Source organism: Carnobacterium gallinarum DSM 4847 (assembly GCF_000744375.1).
GTDB classification, from domain to species: Bacteria; Bacillota; Bacilli; order Lactobacillales; family Carnobacteriaceae; genus Carnobacterium; species Carnobacterium gallinarum.
Genome location: NZ_JQLU01000004.1, coordinates 20,315 through 39,741 on the forward strand (window position 1 = coordinate 20,315; position 19,427 = coordinate 39,741).

The 19,427-nt window shown below is 36.0% G+C and carries 14 protein-coding genes; 13 read left to right on the plus strand and 1 reads right to left on the minus strand.

Annotation, left to right across the window (positions count from 1 at the left end; all coding sequences use genetic code 11):
- Window positions 1-17 precede the first annotated feature (17 nt).
- Window positions 18-1,403, minus strand: coding sequence for an ISNCY family transposase (locus BR43_RS02865; RefSeq protein WP_034558391.1), 1,386 nt, complete (start codon window positions 1,401-1,403; stop codon window positions 18-20).
- Window positions 1,404-1,656: 253 nt separating this feature from the next.
- Between BR43_RS02865 and pdhA the strand changes: the two genes are divergently transcribed.
- The 13 genes from pdhA (at window position 1,657) to BR43_RS02930 (ending at window position 19,317) form a co-directional block, all read left to right on the plus strand.
- Window positions 1,657-2,769 carry a pyruvate dehydrogenase (acetyl-transferring) E1 component subunit alpha gene (pdhA, locus tag BR43_RS02870; RefSeq protein WP_034559305.1) on the plus strand — a complete coding sequence of 371 codons (1,113 nt, stop codon included), beginning with the start codon at window positions 1,657-1,659 and terminating at the stop codon, window positions 2,767-2,769.
- A gap of 2 nt (window positions 2,770-2,771) precedes the next feature.
- Window positions 2,772-3,749, plus strand: a complete 978-nt coding sequence (locus BR43_RS02875; protein ID WP_034559307.1) for an alpha-ketoacid dehydrogenase subunit beta — start codon at window positions 2,772-2,774, stop codon at window positions 3,747-3,749.
- Window positions 3,750-3,895: 146 nt separating this feature from the next.
- Window positions 3,896-5,512, plus strand: a complete 1,617-nt coding sequence (locus tag BR43_RS02880) for a dihydrolipoyllysine-residue acetyltransferase (protein ID WP_034559309.1) — start codon at window positions 3,896-3,898, stop codon at window positions 5,510-5,512.
- Between the two features lie 7 nt (window positions 5,513-5,519).
- On the plus strand, window positions 5,520-6,926 hold the full coding sequence (gene lpdA / locus BR43_RS02885; protein ID WP_034559311.1) for a dihydrolipoyl dehydrogenase: 1,407 nt from the start codon (window positions 5,520-5,522) through the stop codon (window positions 6,924-6,926).
- A gap of 334 nt (window positions 6,927-7,260) precedes the next feature.
- Entirely contained in the window at window positions 7,261-8,208 is a 948-nt protein-coding gene (locus BR43_RS02890) for a lactate/malate family dehydrogenase (RefSeq protein ID WP_034559313.1), read from the plus strand.
- Window positions 8,209-8,230: 22 nt separating this feature from the next.
- Window positions 8,231-8,503 carry a UPF0223 family protein gene (locus BR43_RS02895; protein WP_034559315.1) on the plus strand — a complete coding sequence of 91 codons (273 nt, stop codon included), beginning with the start codon at window positions 8,231-8,233 and terminating at the stop codon, window positions 8,501-8,503.
- 125 nt (window positions 8,504-8,628) lie between these two features.
- Window positions 8,629-9,414 carry an inositol monophosphatase family protein gene (locus BR43_RS02900; RefSeq protein ID WP_051933791.1) on the plus strand — a complete coding sequence of 262 codons (786 nt, stop codon included), beginning with the start codon at window positions 8,629-8,631 and terminating at the stop codon, window positions 9,412-9,414.
- 336 nt (window positions 9,415-9,750) lie between these two features.
- Window positions 9,751-12,462, plus strand: a complete 2,712-nt coding sequence (gene acnA / locus BR43_RS02905) for an aconitate hydratase AcnA (RefSeq protein WP_034559317.1) — start codon at window positions 9,751-9,753, stop codon at window positions 12,460-12,462.
- A gap of 37 nt (window positions 12,463-12,499) precedes the next feature.
- Complete coding sequence (locus BR43_RS02910) at window positions 12,500-13,645, plus strand: citrate/2-methylcitrate synthase (protein ID WP_034559320.1); 1,146 nt, start codon at window positions 12,500-12,502, stop codon at window positions 13,643-13,645.
- Entirely contained in the window at window positions 13,642-14,919 is a 1,278-nt protein-coding gene (gene icd / locus BR43_RS02915; RefSeq protein WP_034559321.1) for an NADP-dependent isocitrate dehydrogenase, read from the plus strand. The genes BR43_RS02910 and icd overlap by 4 nt, the downstream gene beginning before the upstream one ends.
- 359 nt (window positions 14,920-15,278) lie before the next feature.
- The gene (gene typA / locus BR43_RS02920; RefSeq protein ID WP_034559323.1) at window positions 15,279-17,120 is read left to right on the plus strand and encodes a translational GTPase TypA; all 1,842 of its coding nucleotides are present in this window, start codon (window positions 15,279-15,281) and stop codon (window positions 17,118-17,120) included.
- Window positions 17,121-17,793: 673 nt separating this feature from the next.
- A complete protein-coding gene (locus BR43_RS02925; protein ID WP_034559325.1) occupies window positions 17,794-18,081 on the plus strand; it encodes an Fpa/YlaN family protein in 288 nt (95 codons plus the stop codon).
- A 54-nt stretch (window positions 18,082-18,135) separates the two neighbouring features.
- Window positions 18,136-19,317 (plus strand): FtsW/RodA/SpoVE family cell cycle protein, encoded by a 1,182-nt coding sequence (locus tag BR43_RS02930; RefSeq protein ID WP_034559328.1) that lies wholly within the window; start codon window positions 18,136-18,138, stop codon window positions 19,315-19,317.
- The last annotated feature ends 110 nt before the right edge of the window (window positions 19,318-19,427 follow it).

Sequence of the window (19,427 nt, forward strand, 5' to 3'; positions counted from 1 at the left end):
ATTTGGTAAAATGAGTGTTAAGCTGCTCGTTCAGCTTCGTATTCTTCGAGTGTTTTTCCGATGCTGCGAAGATATCTTTTGAAAGACTCTAGTTTCCACGGGTGAGATTGTGGGGGAATATACTGGCGTCTTTCTTTTTTTTGCTCTGGAATCGGGTCAAACTCTGTTGAATAGTCGTCATGTTCTTTCAGTCTCCTTGTTGTGTATATTTTTTCAGCGATATTTACATAGATTTCGCCGTTAAAGGATTCGATAACGAGGGCTTTTGATCCGCGTGTAAAGTACTGATCTTCGCTACCCTCCGTCGGTAAATAGTAGTTATTTTGATACCGAATGTGATGCCCACTATCGATTTTTCTATTTGCGACTCGTGCTAATAATAAATTCATCTCTGATTTCGTAGGTGCCTTCTCATAGATTGATTCCTTCGTCTTATTACCAAACTTCCTGTTAAATGATTGAATCCATTTTGTTAAAAAATGATTGGCTTCCACAATAGATTGGATCCCTGCTAATTCTAAATCTACAGGAAGTCGTGATTGAACCGTGCCGTTTAATCGTTCTACACGGCCTTTCGCTTGTGGAATAGAGGAGGTACGAATGTCAATACCGAGTTGATGGCAGGCAAAACCAAATTGCGTGAAGGTATCTTCCTCAACGACTTTCTTGGTTTTGGATTGATAGTCAAAAACGGTTCGTTTATCGGTTAAAAAAGCTAAAGGAATCCCTCGGTTACGGAGGATCTGATGGAGCACATGATAATAGCCATTGAGCGTTTCTTGCGTGTCGAAATACCCACCAACGATATCCCCAGAAGCGTCATCAATCGCTAAGTGAAGATGGGTGACGTCGTTCCCGAACCAATTGTATGAACTGGCATCCATTTGAATCAGCTCTCCTTGGTATTTTTTCCTAGAGCGGCTAGGATGGATTTTTTCGGGTGAAGCCAGTTGATCTTCGGCTCTTGGAAGCAGTGGATTATCAAGCTTTGTCTTTGCTTTCATTGATTGTGCTTTGATTCGAGCTTTTATTTTTTTTCGTGTCTTTCTTTGTGTTTTAGGTGAGATAATATTCGCTAGGTATAAAATATTTCGAATCGTTGTATCGGTGTAACAGATCGCATAATCCTCCTTTAATATTTCAGTAAAGTGCTTCACATTCGGTTTTATATTAAACTGTTGATAAAGCCCAATGATTTGTTTTTTTACATCCTCCGGTACGGCATGCATCTGTTTTTTTCCTCTATTGCCGTGTGAAAAAACAGCCTTTCCTCCTTCTTGATATTTTTGGATTAATCGATTGACTTGTCTGATCGAGAGATCTAGTTCAACACAAGCTCTCTTCTTATCTTTTCTTTTTTCTGTGACAGCTTTTATTACGTTATATTTCTTATCTTCATTCATTGTTAGTATTATCCTTTTCATGGTTTGATTTTATCACGAAGGGACATTTTGTGCTTCGATTACATTAAGACATTATCATGTTCGAACGATATTGCCTAAAAAAAAGAAACTAGAAGACTTGCATCTAACATGAAAGCGTGTTAAATTAAAAGAGTAAAGAGAACACACTAATACAGTTTTAGTGCTCTGTATAAAACAGCATTTTACACAAAAACAAAAAATAGATGGTAAAAGAGAGAGGAATGGGTAAAAAATGGCGACAAAAAAGAATAAACCTATCGATTTCGATGCATTGCTGGACAGCGTAAACGCTGATTTTCCAACAATCCAAATTTTAGATGAGGACGGTAAAGTTGTAAATCCTGACTTAATGCCTGATTTATCTGATGAAGAGCTAGTAGAATTAATGTCTAAAATGGTTTGGTCACGCGTGTTGGATCAACGTTCAACAGCACTTAACCGTCAAGGACGTCTTGGTTTCTTCGCTCCAACAGCTGGACAAGAAGCAAGTCAATTAGCAAGTCACTTCGCAATGGAGAAAGAAGACTTTTTATTACCAGGATATCGTGATGTTCCTCAATTAGTACAACATGGTTTACCATTAAAAGAAGCTTTCTTATGGTCTCGTGGACATGCAGGCGGAAATAAATATGCTGACAACTTAAACGCTTTACCACCACAAATCATTATTGGTGCACAAATCGTTCAAGCTGCGGGTGTAGCATTAGGTATGAAAAAACGTGGTAAGAAAAATGTTGTTTTAACTTATACAGGTGATGGTGGTTCATCTCAAGGAGATTTCTATGAAGGTATGAACTTTGCTGGTTCTTATGATGCACCTGCAATCTTCATTATTCAAAATAATGGTTACGCGATTTCAACACCTCGTGAAGTACAAACTAAAGCGAAAACTTTAGCTCAAAAAGCAGTTGCAGCAGGAATCCCAGGAATCCAAGTTGATGGTATGGATCCATTAGCAGTATACGCAGTAACTAAAGAAGCTAGAGACCGTGCAATTGCTGGAAAAGGACCAACATTAATCGAAACATTAACGTATCGTTATGGTCCACATACACTTTCTGGTGATGATCCAACTCGTTACCGTACAAAAGAAACGGATGACATTTGGGAAAAACGTGATCCATTAACTCGTATGCGTAAATTCTTAGTTGAAAAAGGACTTTGGTCTGAAGAAAAAGAAAACGAAGTAATTGAAGCAACGAAAGAAGAAATTAAAGAAGCTATCAAAGAAGCTGACCAAGAACCAAAACAAAAAGTATCAGACTTCTTAAAAAATATGTTTGAAGAACCAAACCAAACACTTAAAGAGCAAATTGCGATTTTTGAAGCGAAGGAGACGAAATAATCATGGCACAAAAAACAATGATCCAAGCGATTACCGATGCGCTTGCACTTGAACTTGGTAAAGATGAAAACGTCTTGATTTTCGGTGAAGACGTTGGGAATAACGGTGGAGTATTCCGTGCAACTGAAGGCTTACAAGAAAAATATGGCGTAGACCGCGTATTTGATACACCTCTTGCTGAATCAGGAATTGGTGGGTTAGCAATTGGATTGGCATTAGAAGGTTTCCGTCCAGTTCCAGAAATCCAATTCTTTGGATTTGTATTTGAAGTAATGGATTCAATCGTAGGTCAAGCAGCGCGTACTCGTTACCGTATGAGTGGTACTCGTAACTTGCCGATTACATTCCGTGCGCCATTTGGTGGAGGAGTTCATACTCCAGAGCTTCACTCAGATAATTTAGAAGGGTTAATTGCTCAATCACCTGGTATTAAGATTGTCATTCCAAGTAACCCATATGATGCAAAAGGACTTTTAATTTCGTCAATTCGTGACAATGATCCAGTTGTGTTCTTAGAACATATGAAATTATATCGTTCTTTCCGTGACGAAGTTCCAGATGAAGCTTACACAGTTCCTCTAGGTAAAGCAGCTATTTCTAAAGAAGGTACTGACGTTTCAGTTATTACCTATGGTGCGATGGTTCGCGAAGCTCTTAAAACAGCTGAAAAACTTGAAAAAGAAGGCATTTCAGTTGAAGTTGTCGATCTTAGAACGGTTTCTCCATTAGATATTGAAACAATTATTGCTTCAGTTGAAAAAACTGGTCGTGTTGTAGTTGTTCAAGAAGCTCAACGTCAAGCTGGTGTTGGTGCAATGGTTATGTCTGAAATTTCAGAGCGTGCAATTCTTTCGTTAGAAGCGCCAATTGGTCGTGTTGCAGCACCGGATACTGTTTTCCCATTCGGTCAAGCAGAAAACATTTGGTTACCAAATGCAGCAGATATTGAAGCTAAAGTTAAAGAAGTATACAACTTCTAAACAAAATAAATGTTTAACAAATACAATCAATCCTTTCAAATTAGTTATTGATTGATTGTATTTGTTTATAAGTGCAAATTAAAATTGAGCGAAATGATGCTTGTAACTAAAAAATTAGTTAGTTAAAAGAAGGGAAGTTATCAAAAATGGCTTTTAAATTTAAATTACCAGATATTGGTGAAGGAATTCATGAAGGTGAAATCGTTAAGTGGTTCGTAAAAGTTGGCGATACAATTAATGAAGACGATACATTACTAGAAGTTCAAAATGACAAATCAGTAGAAGAAATACCATCTCCAGTAACAGGTACTGTTAAAAGTATCTTAGTTGAAGAAGGGGCAGTTGCTGTAGTCGGAGATGTACTAGTTGAAATTGATGCTCCAGGTCATGAAGATAATGATTCTGAACCAGCAACACCAGCAACAGCTTCTGAACCAGTTGCAGCAGCGCCTGCGGCTAGTGGGAATGTAGCGTTATTCCAATTCAAATTACCAGATATCGGTGAAGGAATTGCAGAAGGCGAAATCGTTAAATGGTTTGTTGCTCCTGGTGACACAATTAATGAAGATGATACATTACTAGAAGTTCAAAATGATAAATCAGTGGAAGAAATTCCTTCTCCTGTAACAGGTACTGTTAAAAATATTCTTGTTTCAGAAGGTACAGTTGCCAATGTTGGTGATGTATTAGTTGAAATTGATGCACCAGATTTTGTAGATCATAGCGCGCCTGCTGTTGAACAAACTCCAGCACAACCAGCTGCAATCCCAACAAGTTCTGCACCAGTAGCAGCAACAAGTACAGATGTAGTAGCCGTTTCTGATCCATCTAAAAATATTTTAGCAATGCCATCTGTTCGTCAATTAGCTCGTGAAAAAGGAATTGATATTAGTGCAGTTGCTCCAACTGGTAAACATGGTCGCATTACAAAAGAAGATATCTTAAACTTCAATGGTTCTGCAGCGCCAGTTGCTCAAGCTACTACAACAGCACCAACTCAAACAGCCGTGGAAAAAGCACCTGCAGCTCCAGCTAAACCATTTGTATCTACACAAGGCGAAGCTGAAACAAGAGAAAAATTAACACCAACTCGTAAAGCAATTGCTAAAGCAATGGTTAATAGCAAACACACAGCACCGCATGTAACTTTGCATGACGAAGTTGAAGTATCTAAATTATGGGATCACCGTAAGAAATTTAAAGACGTTGCTGCAGCAAATGGTACAAAATTAACATTCTTACCATATGTTGTAAAAGCATTAACTGCAACAGTTCAAAAATTCCCAGTAATGAATGCATCTATTGATGATGCAACACAAGAAATTGTTTACAAACATTACTTTAATATCGGTATTGCAACAGATACAGACCACGGTCTATATGTACCAAACATTAAAGCTGCAAATACAAAAGGCATGTTCACAATTGCGGATGAAATTACTGAAAAAGCTGGTTTAGCAATTGAAGGTAAATTAACTGCTCCAGACATGCGTGATGGTACAATCACAATTAGTAACATTGGTTCAGTTGGTGGCGGTTGGTTCACACCAGTTATCAATTACCCTGAAGTAGCTATTTTAGGTGTTGGTACTATTTCACAACAACCAGTTGTTAATGCTGATGGTGAACTTGCAGTGGGACGCGTAATGAAATTATCATTAAGCTTTGACCACCGTATTGTTGATGGCGCAACTGCTCAAAAAGCAATGAACAATATTAAACGTTTGTTAGCTGATCCAGAATTATTATTAATGGAAGGATGATCTTAAAATGGTAGTAGGAGATTTCGCAATAGAATTAGACACAGTTGTAATTGGTTCAGGTCCTGGGGGATATGTAGCAGCAATTCGTGCTGCTCAAATGGGACAAAAAGTTGCTATTGTTGAAAAAGAAAATATCGGTGGAGTTTGTTTAAACGTTGGATGTATTCCTTCAAAAGCTTTAATTAGCGCTGGACATCACTATCAAGAAGCAATGCATTCAGAAGTTTTTGGTGTAACAGCTGAAAACGTGGTTTTAGACTTTGCTAAAACTCAAGAATGGAAAGACAACAAAGTTGTTAAATCGTTAACTTCTGGTGTTGAAATGCTTTTGAAAAAGCATAAAGTTGAAATCTTACGTGGTGAAGCATTCTTCGTTGACGAACATGATTTACGTGTTATGACTGAAACGAACGCACAAAGTTATAGCTTTAATAATGCGATTGTGGCTACTGGTAGTCGTCCGATTGAAATTAAAGGCTTTAAATTTGGTAAACGTATTATTGATTCAACTGGTGGATTGGCACTTAAAGAAGTTCCTAAAAAATTAGTTGTTATCGGTGGCGGTTATATCGGTAGTGAGTTAGCTGGAGCTTATGCTAACTTAGGTGCTGAAGTAACGATTTTAGAAGGTTCACCTTCAATCTTGCCAAATTTTGAAAAAGATATGGTTAAATATGTAACAGATAACTTCAAAAAGAAAAATGTTGCAATTGAAACAGGAGCAATGGCTAAAGAAGCAGTTGAAACTGATAATGGCGTAACAGTTAAGTATGAAGTAAATGGTACAGAAAAATCAATTGATGCTGATTATGTAATGGTAACAGTTGGCCGTCGTCCAAATACAGATGAGCTTGGTTTAGAGCAAGCTGGTGTTGAAGTTGGCGAACGTGGTTTAATCACTGTTGATGCACAAGGTCGCACAAACAAACCAAATATTTATGCTATTGGGGATATTGTTCCTGGTTTAGCGTTAGCTCACAAAGCTAGTTATGAAGCTAAAATTGCTGCTGAAGCAATTTCAGGTAAAAAAGTAGCAGTTGACTATAAAGCAATGCCAGCTGTATGTTTCACAGATCCTGAATTAGCATCTGTTGGATATACAGTAGCAGAAGCAAAAGAAAAAGGATTAGACGTTAAAGCATCTAAATTCCCATTACAAGCAAATGGTCGTGCATTGTCATTAAATGCTACTGAAGGATTCGTTCGTTTAGTAACAACAAAAGAAGATAATCTTCTTGTTGGCGCGCAAGTTGCTGGTGTTGGTGCAAGTGATATTATTGCTGAATTAGGTTTAGCAATTGAATCAGGCATGAATGCTGAAGATATCGCTTTAACAATCCATGCACATCCATCATTAGCAGAAACTGTTATGGATGCTGCTGAATTAGCTTTAGGTTTACCAATCCACATTTAAATAAATTAAAATCTAATTGCATAGACAATTAGTGCTGGAAAAGTGTTCTTTTTTAGTTGCTTATCTGAAAAAAACTTCTTGTTCTTTGGACAAGAAGTTTTTTTATAGTTATTAAACATATGTTTCGTTAAAAAACAATAGATAATTTAAATTTTATTTCTCTTTTTTATAAAATTTATGTATAAAACAACCGCTTTCTTTACGATGAAATGACAAATATATTACTTTGTTACAAAAGTTACTTTATTGTGTTTTTTTAGATATAATATAAGTGGAGTTAAAAGAAACTTAATTATTTCTTTTTTGATTTGGATGAAATACAGGAGGTTGTTAGATGGGTAGAGGTCATCTGAGTAAAGTGATGATTGCAGGTTCCAATGAATCAGCCTATGATTTCGCATTCTTAAGCATGATTAAGATGCAAGTTAAAGAGTTGGTCTTGTTGAATTTGCCAGGATTGGAGAAGGAGGTTTTTGAAGATTTAAGCTATACAGAATCTATTTTTTCCAATGGCGCTTTGAAGATTGGCAACGAGAAAGACTTTCAAGATACGGATCTTTTAGTGATTACCGCCACTGAAGAACCAATTGAAGGAGAAACAGACCATGATTATTTAAAACGAAATATCAAGCTAGTTCGTAAGATCATTAACCAAGCAATGGCTAATAGTTTTGATGGTATGGTGATTGTAGCTAGTGAACCTACAGATATTTTTACGTATTTAATCTGGAAGTTTTCAGGACTACCAAAAGAACGTATTTTTGGAATTGGCACGTATTTTGATACAATCTATTTTCAAAATATGTTAAGTAAGTTTTTCAAAATTTCTGTTCGTGATGTAAAAGGGTATATTGTTGGCGGTAGTGAGAAGAATCAAAAGGTTGCTATTTGGAGCCGAGCGTATGTTGGAGGTACACCGGTGCTTGGTTTAACGGTAAATCCTGATAATGATTTTGATCAAGATGTGATGTTTGATATGGAAGAAAAGATTTTGAAGCGAAGTGAAGCTTTGAAAGAAATGGACTCCGGTTATACGATTGCTGCGATTTTGTCTAAGATCCTTCAGTTGATTAGCAACAATGAAGAAGCCATTGTTCCGTTGGTTCATTTAGTAGATATTGATGATTATAAAGGGATTCCGTTATCATTGCCAATATTATTAGGTGAAAATGGTCTTAGTGCTAGCTACGAGTTGGGTTTTTCAGATAGTGAAAAACAAGAAATTCTACTGGTTGCTAAGGAAGTTCGAGAAAAATTAGATTTTATTGAACAAGGGAAGTAAAAGAAAGCGTTAGGTGTATCGAATGGATAAGAGTTATAGTTACCCAATTGATTTAGATTGGTCACAAGAAGAAATGGTTCAAGTCATTGACCTCTGGCGAATGGTTGAGTTAGCCTATGAAAAAGGGATTAATCGTGAAGAATTTTTGAAAAAGTATCAGACTTTTAAAAAAGTAATTCCAGCTATCGGCGAAGAAAAAAAATGGGGCAGGGAGTTTGAATCAATTTCAGGCTATTCTTTGTATAAAGTTGTAAAGGAAGCTAAAGAAAGCAATTATAAGACGATTAAATTATAAAAAGTTACTCTAGGTATGCACTGGGATTAATTAGTCCATGCATTTCTAGAGTTTTTTCAATTCGCTTCTCTTATTTTTATTTGATACAATGGAATAGAGCGAAACAGATTTGAAGGAGGTATTCTATGATAACGCAACAAGATATGGATAAAATGATAAGGGGTTGGATTCAGGAAGCGGCAGAAGCAATTAAGCAGTCATTTTCAACAGAGTTAATTATTGCTGAAAAATCAGATCGTAATGATTTAGTTACGAATATGGATAAAGCTACTGAGATTTTTTTTATTGAGAAAATTCGTCATTATTTTCCGGAAGATCGCATTTTAGGGGAAGAAGGCAATGGCGACTCTATTGAGGATTTAGCCGGGCGTGTTTGGATTATCGATCCAATTGATGGTACTTTGAATTTCGTGAAGCAACAAGCTGATTTTGCAATTATGATTGGGTTTTATCAAGATGGTGTTGGAAAAATGGGGTACATTTATGATGTCATGGCGGATGAGTTTTATTGGGGAATCAAAGGAGAAGGAGCTTTTCTCAATGGCGAACGGTTACCTAAAGTGAAAGATATTTCTCTAAGAGAGGGATTGATTGCTCTTAGTAGTGGTATGATTGGTTCTTCAAAATATTCTTCGAGAGAAATGGTGATAGCAAGTTCTGGTGTTCGGATGCTAGGTTCTGCTGGGGTAGAAACGGCACGTGTTGTAATGGGACGAATGGCTGCATATATAACCCATCGCTTACAACCTTGGGATATTGCTGCCGGCAAAGTCATCGCAGAGGAAGTTGGGTTAATGTACACTCAACTGAATGGAGAACCGATTGATTTGCTGACTAAAAGTGCAACTTTGGTAGCGACTCCAAGTGCACATCAAGAAATTGTTACTATCTATTTAAAGAATCAAAAGTAAGTAGATTGAAAAGCGCTTTGTCTGAATGGTTGTATTCAGACAAAGCGCTTTTTATTTATAAGTTGAAATTTAGTAACAAATTACAGTGAAATGTTAGAATCGGTATAGAAATGGCTGAAGTAATCTGAAAAGATGAAATAAAATGGCGTTAAAATGTGTGTTTGATGATAAAAAACTCATTTTAAACACTTTTCAAATGAAATTATGTTACATGAACATTACATTGTTTTGTAAGGATGATAGAAGGGTTTTGTGAGTTTAAAGCGAATAATAATTTTACATTTAAGGTCATTGTATGTATAATTACGGAAATCGGTCTTTTGGGGAGGTATAGATGTGAGCATTTATAACAAGGAATCAGAAGCTTTTTTCAAATTAAAGGGAAATAAGTATCATTATTATCAACTAGCATTTTTAGAAGGGGAATTAGGGGTTTCAATTCAAAAGTTACCATTTTCAATTCGTGTTTTACTTGAATCATTGCTTAGACAGGCTGGAGAAAATGGTATTACGCAACAACATATACAAAAATTGGCAACATGGTCGAATAAAGATAAGAATGATGGAGAAGTTCCTTTTAAACCGGCAAGAGTCATTTTACAGGATTTTACAGGAGTTCCGGCGATTGTTGATTTAGCTTCATTACGAAAAACAATTGCTGATTTAGGTGGCGATCCAACAACAATTAATCCTGAAATACCAGTGGATTTAGTCGTGGATCATTCTGTTCAAGTAGATGCAGCAGGTACAAGTAATGCTTTGCAATTAAATATGAAAATGGAATTTCAGAGAAATGAAGAACGTTATCGCTTTTTAAGTTGGGCACAAAAAGCTTTTGATAATTATCGAGTGGTTCCTCCTGCGACTGGAATTGTTCACCAAGTGAATATAGAATATTTGGCGACAGTTGTTACTGCTAAGCAATTAGATGCTGAAAATTATTTGGTTTATCCGGATAGTTTGGTTGGTACAGATTCCCATACAACGATGGTAAACGCTTTAGGTGTTTTAGGTTGGGGCGTAGGCGGAATTGAGGCAGAAGCAAGTATGCTAGGTGAGCCTTCTTACTTTCCAATTCCAGATGTAGTTGGTGTACGATTTATGAATGAATTATCAGATGGAGCAACGGCAACTGATTTAGCGTTGAAAGTAACCCAAGTATTACGAGAGCAAAAGGTAGTTGGAAAATTTGTTGAATTTTTCGGTCCGGGTTTACGTTCATTGACACTGGCTGATCGTGGAACAGTAGCAAATATGGCTCCTGAATATGGTGCAACTTGTGGCTTTTTCCCAGTAGATGAAGAGACATTAAACTACTTACGTTTAACTGGACGGGACCCAGAGCATATTGAAATGACACAGCAGTATTTAAAATTAAATCAATTATTTTATGTTCCCAATGAAACTGAAAATCCAGATTATACATCAGTGATTGAACTAGATTTAAGTCAGATTGAAGCTAATTTAGCTGGTCCTAAACGTCCGCAAGATTTGGTTCCACTTTCTAATATGAAAACTGATTTTAAACGGGCAGTCTTAGTTGAGGAAGGTACTAGTGGTTTTGGTTTAAAAGCTAGTGAATTTGAGAAAGCAATTCCAGTTGAACTGAAAAATGAAATTTTTACTATGAAAACAGGTGCTTTAGGAATTGCAGCAATTACATCTTGTACAAATACATCGAATCCTTTTGTTATGTTAAGCGCTGGTTTAGTGGCGAAGAAAGCGGTTGAATTAGGATTGGAAGTTCCAGCTTATGTGAAAACATCTCTAGCTCCAGGTTCAAAAGTTGTTACTGGCTATTTAGAAAAATCCGGCTTACTGCCTTATTTGGATCAATTAGGTTTTAATCTTGTTGGATATGGATGTACAACATGTATTGGGAATTCTGGACCTTTGCAGGAAGAAGTGGAGGAAGCCATTAAAGATAATGACCTTTTAGTGTCGGCAGTTTTAAGTGGTAATCGAAATTTTGAAGGGCGGATTCATCCGTTAGTTAAAGCTAATTATTTAGCTTCACCACCATTAGTTGTATTGTATGCTTTAGCAGGAACTGTAGATGTGGATTTGGTAAATGAACCTATCGGAACAGCTAAAGATGGGAGTTCGGTATATTTCAGTGACATTTGGCCAAAACGGGTAGAGATTGAGTCGCTTATTCAAAACTATGTGACTCCTGAATTGTTTAAGAAAGAATATCAACATGTTTTTAGTGATAACCCAGATTGGAATGCAATTGAAACTAGTGATGAGGCTCTTTATCCGTGGGATGTAGATTCAACGTATATTGCCAATCCGCCTTATTTTGATGGAATGTCAATGGAACCTAAAGCGATTCAACCATTAAAGGATTTAGCTGTTCTAGCTAAATTTGGTGAGTCAGTTACTACTGATCATATCTCGCCAGCTGGTAGTATTGGACCGAATAGTCCTGCTGGAAAATATTTACAAGAAAAAGGCATCACGATTCGGAATTTCAATTCCTATGGTTCTCGACGAGGTCACCATGAAGTTATGATGCGTGGAACGTTAGCGAATATCCGAATTCGTAATCAACTTGTCCCGAACACAGAAGGTGGAGTGACTATTTATGCTCCGACTAATGAAGAAATGTCAATTTATGACGCGGCGATGCGTTATCAAAAAATCGGGAAAGGTTTGCTGATTTTAGCAGGTTCTGATTATGGAATGGGCTCTTCTCGAGATTGGGCAGCAAAAGGAGTTCAACTGTTAGGTGTTAAAGCGGTTATTGCTAAAAGTTATGAACGAATTCATCGGTCTAATTTAGTTATGATGGGTGTTTTGCCTTTGCAATATCAAGCTAGTGAAGATGCTGAAAGTTTAGGGCTAACGGGTAAAGAAGCCTTTACGATTGAGATTCAAGATGATATTGGACTTTTAGGAAGCGTTCAAGTGACCGCGGTTAAAGAAGATGGTTCCAAAATTCGATTTGATACAATTGTACGATTTGATTCAGAAGTGGATTTAACATACTATCGCCATGGTGGAATTTTACCGATGGTAGTTCGTAAAAAACTGAAAATGAGCTAATTCTGTTTTGTGAGTGGATAAAAAAGGGGGGGATAAAATGAAGATTTATAAAGGGTTAGCAGGAGTTGTTGTTTCAGAAACACAAATTAGTTCGATTGTTGATAACCAGCTTCTTTTTGCAGGTTATAACATTGATGAATTAGTTACAAAAGGTGTTTCCTTTGAAGAAGTTGTTTATTTGTTATGGCATTTGAAGATGCCTATGGAAGAAGAATTTCAGATTTTTACAACGCAGTTAAAAGAAAACTGTGAATTATCTGACACAATCATTACATGTTTAAAAATACAAACGCGCCAAAATCTTCATCCAATGAGTGTCCTTCGATCAACGATTTCATTATTAGGTGTATTTGATCCAAAGGCAGAAGAGATAGATTCTGAGACTATTTATGAACAGAGTCTTTCTTTACAAGCAAAAATACCGACAATTATTGCCGCTTATTCGCGCTTGAGAGTTGGGCTAGATCCGATTTCACCACGAATGGATATATCTTTTTCTGCTAATTTTCTTTATATGTTGACAGGAGAGGAAGCAAGTCCGATGATGGTAGCGGCTATGAATGAATCTCTGGTGTTACATGCGGATCATGATTTAAATGCAAGTACCTTTACTGCTCGTGTATGCGCTTCTACATTGTCAGATATTTATTCGTGTATTACTGCAGCGATTGGTTCTCTTAAAGGACCACTTCATGGTGGAGCAAATGAGCGCGTTTTTGATATGTTAGTTGAAATTGAAAATGGAGAGTTAAGTGTTGCTGAATATTTGGATCAAAAGTTAGATCGACGCGAAAAAGTTATGGGATTTGGTCATCGAGTGTATAAAACGGAGGATCCACGTAAAAAACATTTAAAAGCATTAGCGAAAAAATTGGCGACGATTACTGGAAAAGAGCAGTGGTATATTCTATCATGTGAAGTTGAGGAATATTTAAAAACAACGAAAGGACTAATTCCTAATGTCGATTTTTATTCAGCGACAGTTTATCACTGCTTAGGAATTAATCGTGATTTATTTACTTTAATCTTTGCTATGAGTCGAGTTTCAGGCTGGTTAGGTCATATTTCTGAACAGAAAAATGAGGATTGTTTGATCCGTCCTCGTTCTCAATATGTAGGACCGAAAAATCAAGTTTATCAACCAATAAACAACCAAGTAGTGGTAGGGGGAGTGGACATATGAGTCAAGGTGTAAAAATTGAAGCACATAATGGTCAATTGATGGTGCCTGTTAATCCGATTATTCCTTTTATTGAAGGAGATGGAATTGGTCCGGAGATATGGCAAGTGGCTAAAAAGGTTTTTGATGTGGCTATTCTAAAAGCGTACCACGGGCAACGTCAAGTAGTTTGGCAAGAAGTGCTTGCTGGTGAAAAAGCCTTTAAACAAACTGGGAATTGGTTGCCAGAAGAAACACTATCTGTTATTAAAGAACATTTTGTTGCAATTAAAGGACCGTTAACTACTCCAATTGGTGGTGGTTTTCGTTCGTTAAATGTTACGTTAAGACAAACACTAGATTTGTATATTTGTTATAGACCTGTTCGTTATTTTAATGGTGTGCCGTCGCCTTTGCGTCATCCTGAATTAACGGATATGATGATATTTAGAGAAAATACAGAGGATATTTACGCTGGGATTGAATTTGCGGCAGGAAGTAGTGAAGTTGAACAGTTAATTAGTTATTTAAAAACAGAGCTGAGCGTGGATAAAATTCGTTTTCCGTCGACTTCAGCACTCGGGATTAAACCGGTTTCTAAAGAAGGCTCTGAGCGTTTGATTCGTAGTGCCATTGAACATGCGCTAAAGCATCAGCGGAAATCTGTGACACTAGTTCATAAAGGAAATATTATGAAATTTACTGAGGGTGGTTTTAAACAATGGGGATACGAGTTAGCAGAACGGGAATTTGCGAATCAAGTATTTACTTGGAATACCTATGATCAACTTAGGAAGCAACATGGGAAAGAGCTTGCTGATCAAGCATACCAAAAAGCTCAAGTAGAAAATAAACTAATTATTAAGGATCGAATTGCGGATATCTTTTTGCAAGAAATATTGATTCATCCAGCTGAATATGATGTAATTGCTACCTTGAATTTAAATGGTGATTATATTTCAGATGCTTTGGCTGCTCAAGTTGGTGGCATTGGAATTGCACCTGGAGCTAATTTGAATGGGGTTACGGGTCATGGGATTTTTGAAGCAACTCATGGAACAGCACCAGAATTTGCTGGGTTGAATAAATTGAATCCGTCTTCGTTGTTATTATCAGGGGCGTTATTATTTGATTATATAGGTTGGCATGAAGTTGCCAATCTTATTACGAAAAGCATTGAACATTTAATAGAAAGTAAGCGTGTGACGGTGGATTTTTCCAGTCAGATGGAAGGCGCAACGGAACTAAGTTGCTCGGATTTTGGTGAAGAATTAGTTAAGTGGATTCAACTAAGTTGATTGTATCAAATTAAGAACTGATTTATTTCAGTTCTTTTTGTTATTTTTCGTCCTTTTTTATTAGATAGATAATAAAAAAATGAGTGAATTATTATTTATGAAACGTTTTCTAAAAAAAAACCATTAAAAGTAAGATTTTTTCCTTTTCAAAGCGTTAATTTAGTGTTAGACTAGACAAGTTGATAGTTGTCTTCATAAGTTTTCAGTGCGTTTTCAATTGAGATTTTGCAGAAACTTATGAAAGTTCCCAAGTAGCTTACCTTATTATGTAGCTTGAAGCGAACTGTTTTACACGTAGAAGTGGATAGCGAATCAGTAGCATTGAAATAACTCTTAAAGAGTCTTGGAGGAAAATATTTATGAAAAGAAGAACTGACATTAGAAACGTTGCAATTATTGCCCACGTCGATCACGGTAAAACGACTTTAGTGGATGAATTGTTAAAACAATCTGAAACATTAGATTCACACAATGAACTAGCAGAACGCGCAATGGATTCTAACGATATTGAAAAAGAACGTGGAATTACCATTTTAGCGAAAAACACTGCTGTAGATTATAAAGGTACTCGTATTAATATCATGGATACCCCTGGTCACGCGGATTTCGGTGGCGAAGTAGAACGTATCATGAAAATGGTTGATGGGGTAGTTTTAGTTGTTGATGCATACGAAGGTACAATGCCGCAAACGCGTTTTGTATTGAAAAAAGCATTAGAACAAAAATTAGTTCCTATCGTAGTAGTAAACAAAATTGACCGTGATGCAGCTCGTCCGGCTGAAGTTGTTGATGAAGTTTTAGAATTATTTATTGAATTAGGTGCAGATGACGATCAATTAGAATTCCCAGTAATTTACGCTTCAGCAATGAACGGAACTTCTAGTATGTCTGATGATAAAACAGATCAAGAAGCAACAATGGATAATGTTTTTGACACAATTGTTAAAACAATTCCAGCGCCAATTGATAATAGCGACGAACCATTACAATTCCAAGTATCATTATTAGATTATAATGACTATGTTGGACGTATCGGTATCGGACGTGTTTTCCGTGGAACAATTAAAGTTGGGGACAATGTTACCTTAACTAAATTAGACGGATCAACTAAAAACTTCCGTGTGACTAAATTATTTGGTTTCTTCGGTTTACAACGTTTAGAAATCCAAGAAGCAAAAGCAGGCGATTTAATTGCTGTATCTGGTATGGAAGATATCTTCGTTGGGGAAACAGTTACACCAACAGATCACTTAGAACCATTACCAATTCTGCATATTGATGAACCAACTCTACAAATGACTTTCTTAGTAAATAATTCACCATTCGCAGGTCGCGAAGGTAAATGGGTAACATCTCGTAAAATTGAAGAACGTTTAATGTCTCAATTACACACAGATGTTTCATTACGTGTTGAAAGTACTGGTTCTCCAGATGCTTGGATCGTTTCAGGTCGTGGAGAATTGCATTTGTCAATCTTAATTGAAAATATGCGTCGTGAAGGTTATGAATTACAAGTATCACGTCCATCTGTTATCTTGAAACAATTTGATGGAAAAGTTTGTGAGCCGTTTGAATTAGTTCAAATTGATACTCCAGAAGAATACATGGGATCAATCATTGAATCATTAAGCCAACGTAAAGGTGAAATGCAAGATATGGTCAACAACGGTAACGGACAAGTTCGTTTAACTTTCTTAGCTCCAGCTCGTGGACTAATTGGTTACTCAACTGAATTCTTATCAATGACTCGTGGATATGGAATTATGAACCATACATTTGACCAATACCTACCAATGGTAACTGGAAAAATCGGTGGACGTCGTAATGGTGCATTAGTTTCAACTGAAACTGGTAAAACCACAACTTACGGAATCATGGGTATCGAAGACCGTGGAACAATCTTTATTGAACCAGGTGTTGAAATTTATGAAGGAATGATCGTTGGAGAAAATACTCGTGAAAATGATATTACTGTAAATATCACAAAAGCGAAACAAATGACTAACGTTCGTTCAGCAAACAAAGACCAAACAAATGTAATCAAACGTCCGCGTTCATTATCTCTTGAAGAATCATTAGAATTCTTAGGTGACGATGAGTACTGTGAGATTACTCCAGAAAATATTCGTTTACGTAAACAAGTTTTAAACAAAAATGAACGTGAAAAATCAGCTAAGAAAAAACGTTTAGCATCTGAATAAGACAATTTTGGAATCCCTACAATCTTATGATTGTGGGGATTTTTTTAATTAAATGAAATAATGTTGAAAGATATAAAAAACAGAGTAGAGCGTCTACTCTGTAAAAATTTCTTTTTTTAAAGTTGTTAGGAGAAAGTATAGCGTGCTGTATAATAGATTTAGTCTAAGGCAATTTGCAGTTAATAGAAACCTAAGTTGATTTTGGTTGTTATCGTTTGCAATATGGTATTCATCGCCACCCATAGTTAGCTTTCTTTTATCAATATCACAGGGAACCGTTTCTTCGTTTAAAGTGAATGGATGACTACCAGAGAGGCTGTAATCGAGGTTAATCTAATGGGCGAATTAATCTTAGATTTATAAGAAAAGAGGTTGAAAGATTGAACCATTAAATCAGTGATATCAAAAATTTTACATCTAAAAAAGCTCTCATTGACTTTATAAATTGGTTGAGCATTCTCAGTAAGGATTTCATAAATTGGTTTTAGAACAATAATATTTTGTTGAATTTGTATAAAGAAAAAGTGGCCTCTTGCTATAAAACCAACTTAAATTCATCCAAAGTATGGGTATCTAATAAAAATTTAATGAAATTAATTTTTTGAATGAAGAGCTATATGAATTGAAATTATGCTATAATACAAGAGATAAACTAAAGGAGGGAAACCTGATTATGAAGGAATTTGTTCAAAAACAAGAAGCCTTTGATTTCTTAATGGCTGATGCAGACAAAATTTATAATTTAATTAATAGTCAAAAGCAACACCTTTGTTTGGCACAATGTCCAGCATTTGAAGAAGTTGTTGATACTCAGATGTATGGTTTTTCTAAAGAAGTTGAGTACGCGGTTAAAATTGGTGTGCTAGAAATTTCAGATGGTCACCGTATTTTAAGCGATTTAGAAAAGAACTTAAATGACGTCTATACAGAAATGTACGATGAAAAGAAAGAACAAGTTTAACAAATAAGGGAGGTTAAGGGGCTAACTTATTTCTATATATGAGCCTTTGAATCAATGAAAAAATTAAAATATATTGATTATTATATCTTTATCCCTTACATTATTTTGTCAGTTATTGGTATTTTGATGGTATACAGTGCAAGCAGTTTTGTTGCAGTAGAACTTCAAGGGAAATCAGCGACTAGATATTTAATTTTGCAAAGTGCTTTTGTGTTTGTCGGCTTTTTTATTACAATGTTTGTGTTGATGTTTAAATACAAGATGCTGAAAAATAAACAATTGATGATGGCAGCGGTTGTTGTGATTATCGTCATGCTAATCTATCTATTTCTTTTTGGTGAAAAAGTTAATGGTGCAGCAGGTTGGTTGCAAGTGGGTTCTTTCGGTATTCAGCCAGCAGAGTTTGCTAAAATTGTAATTATTTGGTATTTTGCTTTTATTTTTTCAAAAAAACAAAAAGGAATTGTCCATGAATTTCGTCAAACGATTACGCCTCCATCGATTATCTTTTTAGTCTTTTTACTTTTAATCGTGATTCAACCAGATGTTGGTGGTGCAGGAATTCTTTTAGTGATTGGTGTTGTAATGATTTTTGCTAGTGGAATCTCTGCTACTTTAGGAATTGGCTTAGGAGTTACTGGAGTTGGTTTGATTTTAGGGGTTGTAGAGTTAGTAAAAATTTATGGAACAAAGATTCCATTTTTAGAACAGTACCAATATAACCGTTTTTTGGCTTTTTGGAATCCATTTGCGTTATCTAACAACGAAGGGAATCAATTAGTAAACTCCTATTTTGCTTTAAGACGTGGTGGGATTTTTGGAGTTGGAATCGGTAAAAGTGTGCAAAAAACTGGGTATTTACCTGAACCGTATACAGATTTTATTATGTCTATTTTAGGTGAAGAAACGGGATTGATTGGGATATTAGTTGTTGTTTCGTTATTCTTCTTTTTAATTTTACGTATTTATTTGATTGGTATTCGTGCAAAAGATGCATTTGGTTCGTTGTTATGTATTGGAATTGCAACGATGCTCCTTGTTCAAGGATTTATTAATTTAGGCGGAGTCCTTGGGCTTTTACCTATTTCCGGGGTAACATTCCCTTTTATTAGTTATGGTGGTTCTAGTACGCTTATATTGACGATTTCGATAGGTTTAGTCTTGAACGTTAGTGCAACTGAGAGGATACGAGCAGAGGAACAACTGCTTGAAAGTAGAAAATTAGAAAACAATTAGAAAAAAATAGCAAATTTGATGTTAACTAGTGACATAATTGTGTATAATAAAAAATAAGCATGAAAAAGACTTTGCTTTATGAAGTCTTTTTTTGCCATCATGGGTAGAAT

Bases quoted from the DNA above. Each gene is read 5' to 3' on its own strand.
- BR43_RS02930 (WP_034559328.1), top strand. From the start codon at position 18,136: ATGAAAAAATTAAAATATATTGATTATTATATCTTTATCCCTTACATT.
- BR43_RS02925 (WP_034559325.1), top strand. From the start codon at position 17,794: ATGAAGGAATTTGTTCAAAAACAAGAAGCCTTTGATTTCTTAATGGCT.
- BR43_RS02910 (WP_034559320.1), top strand. From the start codon at position 12,500: ATGAAGATTTATAAAGGGTTAGCAGGAGTTGTTGTTTCAGAAACACAA.
- lpdA (WP_034559311.1), top strand. From the start codon at position 5,520: ATGGTAGTAGGAGATTTCGCAATAGAATTAGACACAGTTGTAATTGGT.
- BR43_RS02900 (WP_051933791.1), top strand. From the start codon at position 8,629: ATGATAACGCAACAAGATATGGATAAAATGATAAGGGGTTGGATTCAG.
- typA (WP_034559323.1), top strand. From the start codon at position 15,279: ATGAAAAGAAGAACTGACATTAGAAACGTTGCAATTATTGCCCACGTC.
- pdhA (WP_034559305.1), top strand. From the start codon at position 1,657: ATGGCGACAAAAAAGAATAAACCTATCGATTTCGATGCATTGCTGGAC.
- BR43_RS02875 (WP_034559307.1), top strand. From the start codon at position 2,772: ATGGCACAAAAAACAATGATCCAAGCGATTACCGATGCGCTTGCACTT.
- icd (WP_034559321.1), top strand. From the start codon at position 13,642: ATGAGTCAAGGTGTAAAAATTGAAGCACATAATGGTCAATTGATGGTG.
- BR43_RS02880 (WP_034559309.1), top strand. From the start codon at position 3,896: ATGGCTTTTAAATTTAAATTACCAGATATTGGTGAAGGAATTCATGAA.
- BR43_RS02890 (WP_034559313.1), top strand. From the start codon at position 7,261: ATGGGTAGAGGTCATCTGAGTAAAGTGATGATTGCAGGTTCCAATGAA.
- BR43_RS02865 (WP_034558391.1), bottom strand. From the start codon at position 1,403: ATGAATGAAGATAAGAAATATAACGTAATAAAAGCTGTCACAGAAAAA.
- BR43_RS02895 (WP_034559315.1), top strand. From the start codon at position 8,231: ATGGATAAGAGTTATAGTTACCCAATTGATTTAGATTGGTCACAAGAA.